Source organism: Ruegeria sp. B32 (assembly GCF_025141855.1).
Classification (GTDB): domain Bacteria; phylum Pseudomonadota; class Alphaproteobacteria; order Rhodobacterales; family Rhodobacteraceae; genus Ruegeria; species Ruegeria arenilitoris.
On record NZ_CP081106.1, the window covers coordinates 2,691,363 to 2,705,490 of the forward strand.

Consider the following 14,128-nt stretch of genomic DNA (forward strand, 5'->3'; position numbering starts at 1 on the left):
CTTACCAACGGTGGATTTTGCAGGGTGTATTGAAAAACGTCACCGCAAGACCTTCGTCTTTACAGTATCGCCTCACCAGCCGCTCCCCGACCGGCGCCTCCTCCCAGGAGTGGGCGCCAGAGCACTGTTCCCAATAATGCGGCAAACGCCCAAATAGATTGGCGTATCGATCCATCGCAAAGGACGAACCAAAAACAAACTTGTCGCTGACCTGCGTATTAGTATCAATCAAAAGGTCCGAGGCCCAAATCATATTGTCATCGACCTGCGCATCTCGAATGAAATCTACACTGCCGTCCAGCAGCAGATCAGGCCGAATTCTGATCACGATGTCATATCGCTGGCCGGCTTCCTCCTCCGCTTTTTTTTTCAGCGCATTCGCGCGTTCAATCATATAAAAACTGGGCAACGCGCTTTTCGAATGAATGGGTTCAGCCTCTGCGAGCTGAACCGGTCTTTGCACACCGGAAAGCTCATCATAATAGCTTACGTCAAAACTCTCTACGACAGCCGCCTTCGCGCCAAACACCTCGACCACGTCTTCTAGGGTGACAGTGTCTGTCACGGTCTTATTCTCTTTGTGCGAATTCCCCACCTGCGCCCAGGTGGCCACGAAAACATCTGCATCCAGGGGGGTAACAAGATGCACGTTCAAATTATCAATACAATCTCTGAAAGTCCGCAACTGGCCACCGACACAGACAGCCACCCGAGGTGGACTCTGCAAAATCCATGTATTGCTCCCATCCCTTTCTTGAAGCTTCTTAGAAAACCAACCCGTAAACTTTGAGAGCAAATTTGACAAAGCGTTCACCTAACTTTGCAATGCTTAGAGAGCTGATTAGCGCCACCCAAGTAGTCCATTTTGATTGTTAGAGCATGATGGACCATTGGTCCATCAGGATGATGGTTTCTGGGGCTGGTGGCTTATAAACTCGGTCAACCAGGCGAAATAGTGACGGATAAGCACGGTCATGTCGCTGTCGTTCATCGCCGTTTCAATAAATTTGGAACAGAGAGCTTCTGTTGAGTAGGGATGGCTATGGGAAGTCTACATGGAAGTAGACCTTGATGAGTCACGTAGCGAAAGTAAGGAAAGTCCCGCAGAGCGGTTATTCGGGGAAAATCGATCGATGTCCGAATTGCGGACCTTCCAGACTTTCGATTAAGTAACCTCAAGGAACGCGACCGGCCCACAAGAGACATTCACCGGATTGCCAGACGCCGCATGCAGCTTTCGCTTAACTGCCGTTCGAGACTCTCTGCAGCATTTTTATGATAGCAATGACCGGGGCGCGGACAAAGCCGCCTTATGCTCATCGCTTTCTGGTGACTGGTCTCACACCGATCGCTCTTTCTCGGGCCTGGTTCAGTGTGACGACGTCGGCGCCGCCCAGACCGAAGTCCGTTCTCAGCTGAGCGCCCTTGCGATTCTTCTGTCCTTTGACCGTTACGCGTACGATCCAACGCCGTGCACCTGATGGATCAACAACAAGGTACAAGCCAGAACCGTCGTCATGCCGGCCCGGACCCAGATTCTCTACCAGCTTCTTTGTCAGCTTCCCGCTGAGCGCAGACATGAAAATGCCACAAAAGATACCACTCAATGGAAGTATATGAGTATGACCGGATAAAATCCAACAAATCCCGGAAGCACGACTATAGTCATAAAACACAAGGGCTCAGACGACCTAGTGTATCTCGTCGAAATCAGGGAGAATTACCAAGTGGCGGACCGAGGAGGATTCGAACCCCCGACCCCTTGATTCGTAGTCAAGTACTCTATCCAGCTGAGCTATCGGTCCGCGTTGGTGAGGCGGTATTTAGACCCGGCGTTCGGGACGTGCAACCCGATTCTTCAAAAATAATTCAAAAACCCATCTCCCCCCGTGGGAGCCTTATTTCAAAGACCGTGCCCTCCGGGCCGGTGCTGGTCAGCACCAATTCTCCCCCGTGGCCGCGCACCAGTTCCTGCGAAATCGCCAGACCCAGGCCCGAGCCACCTTTGCGCACACCACCCTGAAACGGCGTGAACAGATTCTCCTGCGCTCGTGGCGGCAAACCGGGGCCGGTATCCCGAACCTCGATGACCCATGCGTCCTGATCTTCGGAGGCCGAGATCGTGATTTTTCCTGGTTGGCCGGATGTCATCAGTGCTTGGCGTGCGTTGCGCACAAGGTTCATGATGACCCGGAACATCTGTTCCGGATCGGCCCGAACGACCAGATCGTCCGGAACGTCGTTGGCAATTTCGATACAGCCACCGTCTACGGCCAGAGCCTCGCTGGACGCTACGTCGGCCGCGATATCGCGCAACCGCACCATGGTCAGGGTGGGCGCGGGCTCTTCCGCCCGCCCGAAGGCCAGCGTACTTTCGCACAGGGACACCGCCCGGGTGATCGAGTTGACCAGCTTGGGCGCCATCCGTCGGACCAACGGGTCGTCGCTGGCTTCGATCCGGTCAGTGAACAGCTGGGCCGAGGTCAGGATGTTGCGCAGATCGTGGCTGACCTTGGCCACCGCGCCACCCAGCTGAGCCAGCCTCTCGCGCTGTTTCAGGGCCTGGGTCAGGTCGGTCTGCAGCATCTGCAGGGCTTCTTCAGCCTCGCGCAGTTCGGTCACCTTGGATTGGGGCGAGATGATGCCGCGCGCATCCTCGGGTGCACGGGCGTAACGCTGCATGTAGCCCACCACGCTTTTGATCGGGCGCACCAGAACCACCCGCACCGCAAGGAACAGGAAAAACGCGGTGATGATCGAGATGACAAAGGACAGGCCGAGGATGCGCAGGCCATAGTCGATCATCGCCATACGCAGGGGCGCGCTGTCCATGGTGACTTCGATAAGCAGACCCGCATCCCGCACAGGCTGCCCGATGACGCGAATGACCTGGTTCTCGGGCGTGAAGAAACGGATCATCGCGTCCCGAATGAGAACCCAGGGCCCGGCGCCTCGCAGATCATAGGTCTTGGCGACCTGGTCTGGGATAGGGGAAGACAGCATCAGCTGGCGCACTTCGTCCCGGCGCAGCACCACGTTGTAGACCCCGGCATTGGCCAAAAGCTCGGCCTCCAGCTCGTCGGCCAGCATGTCGTCTGCCAGCAGCGCGAGCGAGGCGATCTGGGCGCGTTCCAGCCGGTTCAGAAGAAAATCCTCTCGGAAGCGCGCGATCGACGGCACGAAGATCAGTACCTCGGCCAACATCACGAAGACCGTCGTCAAGATCAGGAAACGACCCGACAGCGAGTTCAAGTGGCGCTCCTTTCCCGATCAGGGGATCCAGCGCTGGACCAGCCTGACCACTCGTTCAACCATCTGATTCTCAAACAGTCTTGGCGAGAAATAGGCGCCCGCCACCCGTTTGTTAAGCTCTCCGATCGTGGGATAGGGCGACACCATCGCCGCGATCTGGCTCATCTTCAGGTTATTGGCCAGCGCCAGAGACCACAAGTTGATCAGTTCGCCGGCCTGATGCCCCACGATTGCGGCCCCCACCGGGCGCCCCTTGACGACCATGACCTTGATGAACCCGGTCGTTTTGCGTTCGGCCACGGCGCGATCGTTGTGGGCATAGTCGAACCGGGCGATCTCGACCCTGTCGCCATGGCGGTCGCGCGCCTGCGCCTCGGTCAGGCCGACCTGGGCCAATTCCGGGTCGGTATAGGTTGCCCAGGGGATATGCGCCGTCTTGGCCTTGGACCGCAGCCCGAACAGGGCCGAACGGATGATGACCCCGGCGTGATACCCCGCCACATGGGTGAACTGCAGCCCGCCCGCGACGTCGCCGATCGCATAGACCTTTCGGTTGGTGGTGCGCAGGCTGTCATCCACCTTGATGCCCGTGCGCGTTTGGTCGATCCCCGCAGCCTGCAGGTTCAGGCGGTCAATGTTGGCCTTGCGTCCCACCGCAAGCAGCAGGTGCGAGCCCGCATGGACCGCGCCGTCCTCGGTGACGACCTCGACCGCCCCGGCCTTCCCGCGCACCCGGGCCACCATTGCATGTTCCAGAATTTCGACCCCTTCGGCGCGCAGAGCCTCCAATACCACTGCGGCCGCCTCGGGGTCATCCTTGCCCAGCGCCCGCGCGCCTTCGATCACCGTCACCTTGCAGCCCAGCCGGACATGGGCCTGCGCCATTTCCATGCCGATGGGTCCCCCGCCGATGATCAGCAGGTGGTCGGGCTTGTCGCGCAGGTCGAAGATGGTCTCGTTGGTCTCAAACGGCACGCCATCCAGCCCCGGGATCGGCGGCACCAGCGGGGACGAGCCCGTGGCCAGCACCACGCGACGGGCGGTGATGACGAAATCGCCGGCCTGAACCTGCCTGGGCGACAGAAAGGTCCCCCAGTCGCGAATGACGCGCACGCCGAAACCTTCGAACCGTTCCTGGCTGTCCATGGGCTCAATCTGCGCGATCACGTCCCGCACATGATCCTTGGCGGCGGCATAGTCCACCTGCGGCGCGTGGTCGGCAACGCCGAATGGCGCGGCATGGCTCTGTGCATGGGACAGCTTGGCGCTGGCCAGCAGGGCCTTGGACGGGACGCAGCCATAGTTCAGGCAGTCGCCACCCATCTTGTGCCCTTCCAGCAGGATCACGTCGGCGCCCATCTGGCTGGCCCCGGCAGCCACCGACAGGCCGCCCGACCCGGCCCCGATCACCAGGATGTCGGTCTTGAGCTCTTGCATGGATCAAAGGCCCCTTCGGCCGCGAATGAGTTTGAGGAGAATCGGCAAAGCCGCCAGCGCACACAGCCCCAGGATCGGGCCGATCACGAACGGCTCGGTCAGCAGCGACAGGTCTGGCGTCTCGCCCCGGTCGAACACGCCGCCCAGGCCGACGCCGATCCAAGTATAGACGATGCCGCCCGGAATGATGCCCAGCGCCGTGGTCAGCAGAAAGTTCCGGAACTTCACCCCCACCAGCGCCGGCACCAGATTGGCGACGAAGAACGGCACCACCGGCACCAGCCGCATCAGGAACAGCACCGGGATCTCGTTCTCGCGCAACCCGTCCTTGATTCGCTTGACGGTGCCCTCCGAGGCCTCCAGCCGCGCCGTCAACGCCTCGCCCAACCCCCAGCGGGCCGCAAGAAAGACCGCCGAGGCCCCCACGGTTGCGGCAAATACGTTGAACACGGTGCCCGCGAACAAGCCGAACAGGAATCCGCCCGTCATCGAGGCCACGGCCGCACCGGGCAGCGAAAACGTGACGATCAGGACGTAAACCAGGATGAAAACGCCCGCCAACGACCAGTAATTGGCATCGCGCCAGGCCAACAGCGCCTCGCGATTGTCGCGCAGGGTTTCAAAGGTCAGGTAGTCGCCCAGCGCAAAGAACCCGATGACGGCAACCGTCAGGATCACGATCAGGGGAATATGTCGCGCCAGCCCGCTGCGCGGCACCTGGGTGGTTTCGGTCATCTCGTCGTCCGGGTTCGAATGCTTCATCTGCCCCACAAGATGCGCACTTGACCCTCTGTGCAACAGGGTCCTCACGCCGGGTTGAACACGCACCGGTTCAATGTGAGAAATCCGCCATCCTCGGGCTGATTCTGAAACTTTTGCCCGGTCGCCCGACAGAATTGTTGCAAAAGGCACGAAAACCCATGCGATGGGGTTTGACTTGCCCGCCGGTTCCCAGTAGAGGACGGGCTTCGAACACCACGGGCAGGCGAATCCGCGCCGCACCCGACCGCCAAAGATTGGAGACGGAGCGATGAAACGCACCTATCAGCCTTCGAACCTGGTTCGCAAACGCCGCCACGGTTTCCGCGCGCGCATGGCCACCAAGGCCGGCCGCAAGATCCTGAACGCTCGCCGTGCCCGCGGCCGCAAGTCGCTGAGCGCATAAACCGCGCGACCTTTCAGGTTTTGAACATGACGCCGCCGGAGGCCCCTGTGGATGGCACTGACCACCCCGGGGATATGCCCCCGGCGGCGTCCGTTTGCGCGCCTGCTCTGTCGGTGCTGCGCAAGCGCAGCGATTTCCTCAGGGCCGCACGGGCCCGACGACAGGGCACGCCTTCCATGATGGTGCAGGCCCGCAAGCGCGCGCCGGATGAGGCCGAGGGCATTCGCGTCGGTTTCACCTGCTCGAAAAAGGTCGGCAATGCCGTAGCCCGCAACCGGGCCAAGCGCCGCCTGCGCGAGACGGCCCGCGCCGTTCTGCCGGACCATGGCCGGGACGGGTGGGATTACGTCCTGATCGGACGGGCCGAGGTGACCGCCGCCCGCCCCTTTGACGCCTTGCTGGACGATCTGCGCCAGGCCCTGCGCAAGATCCACAGCCCGCGCAAATGACCCTGCTTGCCCATATCCTCGCGCTGCCAATCCGGGCCTACCGGCTGATCTTCAGCCCGTGGGTGGGGTTCAACTGCCGTTATCAGCCGACCTGCTCGGCCTATGCGCTGGAAGCGCTGGAAAAGCACGGCCCGATCAAGGGCGCATGGCTGGCCGCGCGCCGCATCGGGCGCTGCCACCCCTGGGGCGACGACGGCTATGACCCGGTGCCCGACGACAAACCCGACGCGCCCTGATCTGACACCCCGTCACGCTTGACCCAAGGGGGGTGCGCCGCTGAACATCGGTTTCAGCAACAACCGTCCGAGGCGCCCATGTCCAGATCCAACGCCCGCCAGTGTCTGCCCACGCATGAGGTGACGAACCAACCGCCCGAGCGCGGCGACGTTGACCTGTGGACCTCGGACCCGGTTCTGAGGGACTGCGCCACGCGCGCCGGGGCGCGGGCGGCCCCGCTGGCCGCCTACGGGGCCGCTCTGGGCCGAGCCGAAACGCGCGACGCCGGGCGCGACGCCAACCTGCACCCGCCCGAACTCCGCCTGTTTGACCGAGGTGGCCGCCGCCTGGACGAGGTGCGGTTCCACCCGGCCTATCATCACGTGATGGATCTGAGCCAATCGGCAGGCTATGCCGCGCTTGCCTGGGACGGAGCACCGGGCGGTCACGCCACCCATGCCGCGATGGTCTATCTGGCCAGCCAGGTCGAGCCGGGCCATTGCTGCCCGCTGACCATGACCTACGCCGCCGTGCCGGCGCTGGCCGCCAACCCCGAACTGGCCGAAGTCTGGCGCCCGAAACTGACCGCAGACGCTTATGACCAAGCCCCCCGCCCGATCGGAGAAAAACGCTCGGCAACCTTGGGCATGGCGATGACCGAGAAACAGGGCGGCTCGGACGTGCGCGCCAATACCACCACCGCCACTCGCGACGGTGAGGCTTGGCGGCTGCGCGGCCACAAATGGTTCTGCTCGGCCCCGATGTCCGACGGGTTCCTCACGCTGGCGCAGACACCGGGCGGGCTGACCTGTTTTCTGCTGCCCCGCTGGCTGGAAGGCGAGCGCAACGCCATCCATCTGATGCGCCTCAAGGACAAGCTGGGCAACCGCGCCAACGCCTCGTCCGAGGTCGAGTTCCATGACGCGCTGGCCTATCAGCTGGGGGATGAGGGGGCCGGCGTGCGCACGATCATCGAGATGGTGCATCACACCCGGCTCGACACCGCAATGGCTCCCGCCGGCCTGATGCGCGCGGCCCTGTCCGAGGCGCATCACTGGGTCAGCCACCGCAGCGCCTTTCAGCGCCGCCTGATCGACCAGCCACTGATGCGCGCCGTTCTGGCCGATCTGGTACTGGACTGGGAAGGCGCGCTGACCCTCGGCCTGCGCGTGGCCCGCGCCTTTGACGGGGACACTGCCGAAGACCGCGCCTTTGCCCGGATCGGGGTGGCGCTTGCCAAGTTCCTGTCGAACAAGCGCTGCCCCGTCGTTGCGGTCGAGGCGATGGAGGTGCTGGGCGGTATGGGCTATGTCGACGACACGCCGATGCCGATGATCTATCGCGAAGCGCCCCTGAACGGCATCTGGGAGGGGTCTGGCAACGTGATCTGCCTGGACATTCTGCGCAGCCTTGCGCGCGACCCGCTGGCCGCCCAGACCGTGCAGGCCGAACTGGACGCGGCAACCGGAGCCGACCGCCGCTATGACGCCGCGCTGAAGGCGCATCGCGACCGTTGGCCGACCCTGCCCCCCGAGGCCGAGGCCCGCTGGTTCGCCGAGGCCACCGCGCATCTGCTCACCGCCGCACTGCTGCTGCGCCACGCGCCCGGTGCGGTGGCCGATGGATACATCGCCACCCGGGTTCTGGGCGAAAGCGGGCGCATTCCCGGATCGGTCTCCGGGCTGGACACCGACGCCCTGCTGGGCCGGCTGTCCGGCTAGGCGGGCCTTGCCCGGCCGGCGCATCTGCGGTAGGGGCTGCGCATGTTCGACGAAGCCGACGATATCCATCCGCTGTTTGCCGGTGCGCCCTCGACCACCGAGTTCAAGAAGCTGCGCAAACGCATCGTGCGCCAGACGCGCGAGGCGATCGAGCAATACGGCATGGTTGACCCGTCGGCTCATGACAAGGACGGCAAGCCGCCGCGCTGGCTGGTTTGCCTGTCCGGCGGCAAGGACAGCTATACCCTGCTGGCCGTTCTGTACGAGTTGAAATGGCGCGGCCTGCTGCCCGTGGACCTGCTGGCTTGCAATCTGGATCAGGGGCAGCCGGGCTTTCCGGCCACCGTGCTGCCCGAGTTTCTGGAACAGATGGGCGTGCCGCACCGGATCGAGTACCAGGACACCTATTCCATCGTGGTCGACAAGGTGCCGCAGGGCCGCACCTATTGCGCGCTGTGCTCGCGCCTGCGCCGCGGCAACCTGTACCGGATCGCGCGCGAGGAAGGGTGCTCGGCCGTGGTGCTGGGGCATCACCGCGATGACATCCTGGAAACCTTCTTCATGAACCTGTTCCACGGCGGCCGTCTGGCGACCATGCCCCCGAAACTGGTGAACGAAGAAGGCGACCTGTTCGTCTATCGCCCGCTGGCCCATGTGGCCGAGGCCGATTGCGAGAAATTCGCCAAGGCGATGAACTATCCGATCATCCCCTGCGACCTGTGCGGCAGCCAGGACGGCCTGCAACGCCAGCAGGTCAAACAGATTCTGGACCAATGGGAAAAGAACAGCCCCGGACGCCGGCAGGTGATGTTCCGTGCGCTTACCAATGCTCGGCCTTCGCACCTTCTGGACTCGAAACTTTTCGATTTTGCCGGCCTGATGCTGGACCCCGGCAAAAACGGCGAAAATCCGGAAGAGATTCCGCTTCTGCGTTAACGTCTGGCTCAGATTGATTTCCTAGCCTCCCATTGGACGCAGTTCGCGCAATTGGAAGGCCGGAATCGATGCTGAAAAAATTCTCACCCCAGAGTCTCCAGAATGCTCTGCTGACCGTTCTGGCAATGCCGCAGGTTTTGGCATTCGTACCTGCATTGTGCCTGGCTGCTTTCTGGCTGGGCGGCGACACGGCGTTGGTCGTTGTCGCCCTGGGGCTGCCCTTGTTGTTTTCGGCCGCCCAACGGCTGCAACCGGGTGTGGGTCTTGGTTCGGCGACGCACATGCGGCCCAGGGGACTGTTACCACGTGATGTTTTCTACGCCGAGATGGAGTATTTGCACAGCACATCGCGGGCAACCGGAGAGGATTCAGCCTGCATCGTTGTGTCACTGGATGATTTCGACGATATCGAAGAGCTGCACGGAACCGCGGCAGCCGGCTATGTGGCAGGGCGCTTCTGCGACCGCATCCTGGCGGTGATCCGAAGCGAGGACATTGCAACACGCCTGTCGAGAAACACGTTTCTGATCGGGTTGCGCCCCTCACGGCATCTGGACTTGGAAAGCTGCATCCAGACCTCGGGCCGCATACAAAGCACGGTGGAAGAACCGATCCCTTTGGACAATGCCAGCCTCTATCTGTCCTGCTCCGCCGGATTTTGCCTGTACTCTGCCGTTGCCGATGAAGCGCCGGACAGCTGGATCGAGGCCGCTCGGGCCGCGCTGGCCGAAGCACATCGGAACGGGCCTTCCACGATCCGCGCCTTCTCCGAGGCCACGCGACGCAGATCAGTCGCCCATATCAATTTCCGCAAGGAGTTGGAGACCGCTCTGGAAACCGGTCAGATCCGCCCATGGTTTCAGCCACAGGTTTCAACGGACACCGGCGATATCACCGGGTTTGAGGCCCTTGCTCGATGGGAGCACCCTTCCAAGGGAGTTGTCGGGCCGCAGGTGTTTCTGCCTTTTGCCGAACAGGCCAAGCTGATGGACAAGCTGGGCCAGACGATCCGCCACCACGCCTTTCGCGCGATGCGTGACTGGGACTGCGCTGGTGCCGTCATTCCTCGGATCGGCATCAACTTTTCGTCGGACGAATTGCGGGACCCCTCACTTGTTGACCGAGTGCGATGGGAGTTGGACCAGTTCGACCTTTCGCCGGACCGGCTGGCCGTGGAAATCCTTGAAACCGTTTTTTCGCGCCGCCCCGATGATGTCATCACCCGCAACGTGACCCAGTTGTCCAAGCTCGGCTGTTGCATCGACCTGGACGATTTCGGCACTGGTCACGCATCATTCTCGTCGATCAAACGCTTTGATGTCTCCCGCATCAAGATCGACCGGTCTTTCGTGTCCAATGCGGATCGGGATCCGTCCCAGCAGCAAATGGTCAGCGCCATTCTGATGATGGCCGAGAGGTTGAACCTTGAAACCCTGGCCGAGGGGGTGGAAACCCCCGGCGAGCACGCGCTGATGGCACAATTGGGGTGTCACCATGTCCAAGGCTTTGGGGTCGGCAAGCCGATGCCGGTCGAGCATACGCTCGACTGGATCAAGGACCGCCGCGCGAAACTGGGAGGCGCACCGCGGATTGGTCGCGAAATGGGCCGGAAATCCTGATTTCGGGGACTGGATTGCCCTACACTCACGATTTCCGGGGCGATTCCGCTTGACCTTTTGGGCTGCACTCTGTTGAACCCTGCGGTGTCTTTCACTGCTCAAGGTGGCTGTCCCAGATGGACGATCAGAACAAGAATCTCATCCTTGCAACCGCGCTTAGTTTCCTTGTGATCCTGGTCTGGTTTGTGCTGTTCCCTCCGCCGGAACCGACCACAACACCTGAGCAGGCCGGGATCAGCGCCTCGGAGAGGGAAGAGATTCAGACGCCCAGCGCCGGAAGCACGACTGTCGGCGAGGCAACCGCCACCGCAGAGGAAACCCTGCCGGAAGCCACCGCGCCGCGGATCCAAATCGACACGCCGCGTCTGTCGGGCAGCCTGTCGCTTTCGGGTGGACGGATCGACGAACTGTATCTGAAAGACTACAAGGTCTCGATCGACGAAGGCGCGCCAATCGTCGAACTGCTGTCGCCCGTCGGGTCCAATTCGGCCTACTACGCCCTCTACGGGTGGGCGCCCGGAGCCGGTTTGGCTGGCTCGGACGTGCCGGGCCCGAATACCATCTGGACGCTGGAACAGGGCGAGACTCTGTCGGTAGACAGCCCCGTAACCCTGAAATGGGAAAATGGCGCGGGCCTGACATTCCGCCGCACGATCGGTGTGGATGCGGATTACATGTTCACCGTGACCCAATCCGTCGAAAACGGCACCGGAGCCGAGGTCGGAATGGCCCCATACGGCATTCTGGCCCGCCACGGCATCGGCGAGGATGGCGATCTGCCGGGGTTGAAGAACTTCTTCATCCTGCATGAAGGTGTGATCGGCATGGCCGACGGGACCCTGTCCGAGGTCGACTATGGCGATGTCCGCGATTTCGACATCGACCCCAACGAACGGGCACAGGCCGAGGTCTATCAGGTCAAGGAAAACGGCTGGATCGGCTTTACCGACCACTATTGGATGACCACGCTGATCCCCGATCCGGGGTCGGCTTTCAAGGCGGCCGCGAAATATGACGCGCGTCGGAAGATCTACCAAGCGGAAACGGTGTTGCCGACGATGACGGTTGCCCCCGGCGAATCCGCCGAGGTTACCACCCGGCTGTTTGCCGGGGCCAAGGAATGGGAGACCATCCGCGAATATCAGGCCCTGGGCGTTCAGAAGTTTATCGACAGCATTGACTGGGGTTGGTTCTTCTTCCTGACCAAGCCGATCTTCTGGCTGCTGCACAACATCAACGCCCTGATCGGCAACATGGGTTGGTCGATCATCGGGCTGACCCTGATCATCAAGGCAATCCTGTTCCCGCTGGCGTTCAAATCCTACGTCTCGATGGCGAAGATGAAGGAACTGCAACCACAGATGGAAGCCCTGAAAGAAGCTGCTGGCGACGACCGCCAGAAGATGCAGCAGGGCATGATGGAGCTGTACAAAAAGGAAAAGGTCAACCCGGCCGCCGGCTGTCTGCCGATCCTGATGCAGATCCCGATCTTCTTTTCTCTCTACAAGGTGATCTTCGTCACCATCGAACTTCGGCAAGCCCCCTGGTTCGGTCCTTTCCGGGACCTGAGTGCACCGGATCCGACCTCGATCATCAACTTCTTCGGCTGGCTGCCGTGGGCCGGACCTGAGCCGGGCACGCTGATGGCGACGATCTTCATCGGCATCCTGCCGCTGCTGCTGGGGATCTCGATGTGGCTGCAGCAAAAGCTGAACCCGGCGCCCACCGACGCGACCCAGGCCATGATCTTTGCCTGGATGCCATGGGTATTCATGTTCATGCTGGGCAGCTTTGCCAGCGGGCTGGTCGTTTACTGGATCGCAAACAACACCATAACGTTCACCCAGCAATACCTGATCATGCGCAGCCAGGGCTATACGCCGGATGTGTTTGGCAACATCAAGTCGGGGTTCAAGAAAACCCCCAAGACGGACAAGAAATGACCGGACAAGTCACGCAGATCTGGCGCCATCCGATCAAGAGCCATGGCAGGGAATCCCTGCAGGAAGTCACCGTTATCCCCGGGCAGACCATGCCCGGGGATCGCGTTTGGGCGGTGGCGCATGAGATGTCCAAGGCCGACGGATCCGAGTGGGCGCCCTGCGCCAATTTCAGCCGCGGCTCGAAGGCGCCCCAGCTGATGGCGATATCGGCCGTTCTGGACGGGGATCGCGTGACTCTCAGCCACCCGGATCGGCCCGATCTGACCTTCCACCCGGACACAGAACAAGACCTGTTTCTGGAGTGGGTCCGCCCGCTGATGCCCGCCGACCGCGCCGCATCGGCACGGATCGTCCGGGTTCCTGGCCGTGGTATGACCGACAGTGACTATCCCTCGGTCAGCCTGTGCAACATGGCCTCGCACCGGGCGGTCGAGCAGCGTCTGGGCCGCGAACTGTCGATCTGCCGCTGGCGTGGCAACATCTGGTTCGATGGCCTTCCTCTGTGGGAAGAATTCGATTGGCTGGATAAGGATGTGCAGATCGGCGAGGCCGTATTTAACGTGCGCGAACGGATTACACGCTGCATGGCAACGACTGCGAACCCCGGCACCGGAGTGCGGGACGCGGATACGCTGGGCGCTCTGCACAGCTGGGACCATCAGGATTTCGGAGTATACGCCGAAGTAATTCGCCAAGGCACAATCCGCCCCGGAGACAAGGTGCAGGTTCTATGAAAGCTCTGCCATTTCCTCTGGCGGCCGATCCCGACGACCACGCAAAAGAGGCCGGCCGCAAACTGTTTGCCGGACCGTCCGAGTTCGTCAAGGGCGTGGTGGCGATGAACGGCCTGCCCGCCCCCGACCGGCTTGAGGTCTGTTTCGCCGGCCGCTCGAACGTTGGTAAATCCAGCCTGATCAACGCTCTGACCGGCACCAAAGGGTTGGCGCGCGCCTCGAACACGCCGGGCCGCACGCAAGAGATCAACTTCTTCACCCAGGGCCCCGACCTGTATCTGGTTGACCTGCCCGGCTATGGCTATGCCAACGCGCCGGTCAAGGTGGTCGAGAAATGGCAGCGCCTGCTGAAACAGTATCTGAGCGGACGGCAGACCCTGCGCCGGGCCTTCGTGCTGATCGATTCCCGCCACGGCGTGAAACCCGTGGATGACGAGATCATGAAACTGCTGGACACCAGCGCCGTGACCTTTCAATGCGTGATGACCAAGGCCGACAAGGTCAAGGCCAAGGACCGCGCAAAGATTCTGGAACAGGTGCGGGGCGCCCTGTCCAAGCACCCCGCCGCTTATCCCGAGATCGTGCTGACCTCGTCCGAGAAGGGCGACGGCATCCCGACGCTGCGTTCGATCATCGCCAATTTGGAATGATGCTGC

General features: G+C 61.9%; 14 protein-coding genes and 1 tRNA gene. 9 read left to right on the forward strand and 6 right to left on the reverse strand.

Annotated elements, in window-relative coordinates; all coding sequences use genetic code 11:
- Window position 1: 1 nt before the first annotated feature.
- The 6 genes from K3752_RS13600 to K3752_RS13625 form a co-directional block, all read right to left on the reverse strand.
- Window positions 2–655: a hypothetical protein gene (locus tag K3752_RS13600; RefSeq protein WP_260063529.1), complete on the reverse strand. Its 654-nt coding sequence runs from the start codon at window positions 653–655 to the stop codon at window positions 2–4.
- A 661-nt stretch (window positions 656–1,316) separates the two neighbouring features.
- Entirely contained in the window at window positions 1,317–1,580 is a 264-nt protein-coding gene (locus tag K3752_RS13605; RefSeq protein WP_260063530.1) for an Arm DNA-binding domain-containing protein, read from the reverse strand.
- A 148-nt stretch (window positions 1,581–1,728) separates the two neighbouring features.
- Window positions 1,729–1,805 (reverse strand) — tRNA-Arg (locus K3752_RS13610).
- Between the two features lie 64 nt (window positions 1,806–1,869).
- On the reverse strand, window positions 1,870–3,252 hold the full coding sequence (locus tag K3752_RS13615; protein ID WP_254429446.1) for a sensor histidine kinase: 1,383 nt from the start codon (window positions 3,250–3,252) through the stop codon (window positions 1,870–1,872).
- 18 nt (window positions 3,253–3,270) lie between these two features.
- Window positions 3,271–4,689: an NAD(P)/FAD-dependent oxidoreductase gene (locus K3752_RS13620; RefSeq protein WP_260063531.1), complete on the reverse strand. Its 1,419-nt coding sequence runs from the start codon at window positions 4,687–4,689 to the stop codon at window positions 3,271–3,273.
- A gap of 3 nt (window positions 4,690–4,692) precedes the next feature.
- Entirely contained in the window at window positions 4,693–5,451 is a 759-nt protein-coding gene (locus K3752_RS13625; RefSeq protein ID WP_260063532.1) for a TVP38/TMEM64 family protein, read from the reverse strand.
- A gap of 268 nt (window positions 5,452–5,719) precedes the next feature.
- Between K3752_RS13625 and rpmH the strand changes: the two genes are divergently transcribed.
- The 9 genes from rpmH (at window position 5,720) to yihA (ending at window position 14,122) form a co-directional block, all read left to right on the forward strand.
- Window positions 5,720–5,854: a 50S ribosomal protein L34 gene (rpmH, locus tag K3752_RS13630; RefSeq protein WP_005980833.1), complete on the forward strand. Its 135-nt coding sequence runs from the start codon at window positions 5,720–5,722 to the stop codon at window positions 5,852–5,854.
- Window positions 5,855–5,880: 26 nt separating this feature from the next.
- Window positions 5,881–6,303 (forward strand): ribonuclease P protein component, encoded by a 423-nt coding sequence (gene rnpA, locus K3752_RS13635; protein ID WP_260063533.1) that lies wholly within the window; start codon window positions 5,881–5,883, stop codon window positions 6,301–6,303.
- Window positions 6,300–6,539, forward strand: coding sequence for a membrane protein insertion efficiency factor YidD (gene yidD, locus K3752_RS13640; RefSeq protein WP_170342924.1), 240 nt, complete (start codon window positions 6,300–6,302; stop codon window positions 6,537–6,539). The genes rnpA and yidD overlap by 4 nt, the downstream gene beginning before the upstream one ends.
- Window positions 6,540–6,617: 78 nt before the next feature.
- Window positions 6,618–8,240, forward strand: a complete 1,623-nt coding sequence (locus tag K3752_RS13645) for an acyl-CoA dehydrogenase family protein (protein WP_260063534.1) — start codon at window positions 6,618–6,620, stop codon at window positions 8,238–8,240.
- A 42-nt stretch (window positions 8,241–8,282) separates the two neighbouring features.
- Window positions 8,283–9,176: a tRNA 2-thiocytidine(32) synthetase TtcA gene (ttcA, locus tag K3752_RS13650; protein ID WP_260063535.1), complete on the forward strand. Its 894-nt coding sequence runs from the start codon at window positions 8,283–8,285 to the stop codon at window positions 9,174–9,176.
- A 68-nt stretch (window positions 9,177–9,244) separates the two neighbouring features.
- A complete protein-coding gene (locus K3752_RS13655) occupies window positions 9,245–10,795 on the forward strand; it encodes a bifunctional diguanylate cyclase/phosphodiesterase (protein WP_260063536.1) in 1,551 nt (516 codons plus the stop codon).
- Between the two features lie 116 nt (window positions 10,796–10,911).
- Complete coding sequence (gene yidC / locus K3752_RS13660) at window positions 10,912–12,738, forward strand: membrane protein insertase YidC (protein ID WP_260063537.1); 1,827 nt, start codon at window positions 10,912–10,914, stop codon at window positions 12,736–12,738.
- Window positions 12,735–13,472, forward strand: a complete 738-nt coding sequence (locus tag K3752_RS13665) for an MOSC domain-containing protein (RefSeq protein ID WP_260063538.1) — start codon at window positions 12,735–12,737, stop codon at window positions 13,470–13,472. Before yidC ends, K3752_RS13665 begins: the two co-directional genes overlap by 4 nt.
- Entirely contained in the window at window positions 13,469–14,122 is a 654-nt protein-coding gene (yihA, locus tag K3752_RS13670; RefSeq protein WP_260063539.1) for a ribosome biogenesis GTP-binding protein YihA/YsxC, read from the forward strand. The genes K3752_RS13665 and yihA overlap by 4 nt, the downstream gene beginning before the upstream one ends.
- Window positions 14,123–14,128: the final 6 nt, after the last annotated feature.

Coding starts and splice junctions, on each gene's coding strand:
- K3752_RS13665 (WP_260063538.1), top strand. CDS start 12,735: ATGACCGGACAAGTCACGCAGATCTGGCGCCATCCGATCAAGAGCCAT.
- K3752_RS13645 (WP_260063534.1), top strand. CDS start 6,618: ATGTCCAGATCCAACGCCCGCCAGTGTCTGCCCACGCATGAGGTGACG.
- K3752_RS13620 (WP_260063531.1), bottom strand. CDS start 4,689: ATGCAAGAGCTCAAGACCGACATCCTGGTGATCGGGGCCGGGTCGGGC.
- K3752_RS13655 (WP_260063536.1), top strand. CDS start 9,245: ATGCTGAAAAAATTCTCACCCCAGAGTCTCCAGAATGCTCTGCTGACC.
- ttcA (WP_260063535.1), top strand. CDS start 8,283: ATGTTCGACGAAGCCGACGATATCCATCCGCTGTTTGCCGGTGCGCCC.
- rnpA (WP_260063533.1), top strand. CDS start 5,881: ATGACGCCGCCGGAGGCCCCTGTGGATGGCACTGACCACCCCGGGGAT.
- yidD (WP_170342924.1), top strand. CDS start 6,300: ATGACCCTGCTTGCCCATATCCTCGCGCTGCCAATCCGGGCCTACCGG.
- yidC (WP_260063537.1), top strand. CDS start 10,912: ATGGACGATCAGAACAAGAATCTCATCCTTGCAACCGCGCTTAGTTTC.
- rpmH (WP_005980833.1), top strand. CDS start 5,720: ATGAAACGCACCTATCAGCCTTCGAACCTGGTTCGCAAACGCCGCCAC.
- yihA (WP_260063539.1), top strand. CDS start 13,469: ATGAAAGCTCTGCCATTTCCTCTGGCGGCCGATCCCGACGACCACGCA.
- K3752_RS13605 (WP_260063530.1), bottom strand. CDS start 1,580: ATGTCTGCGCTCAGCGGGAAGCTGACAAAGAAGCTGGTAGAGAATCTG.
- K3752_RS13625 (WP_260063532.1), bottom strand. CDS start 5,451: ATGAAGCATTCGAACCCGGACGACGAGATGACCGAAACCACCCAGGTG.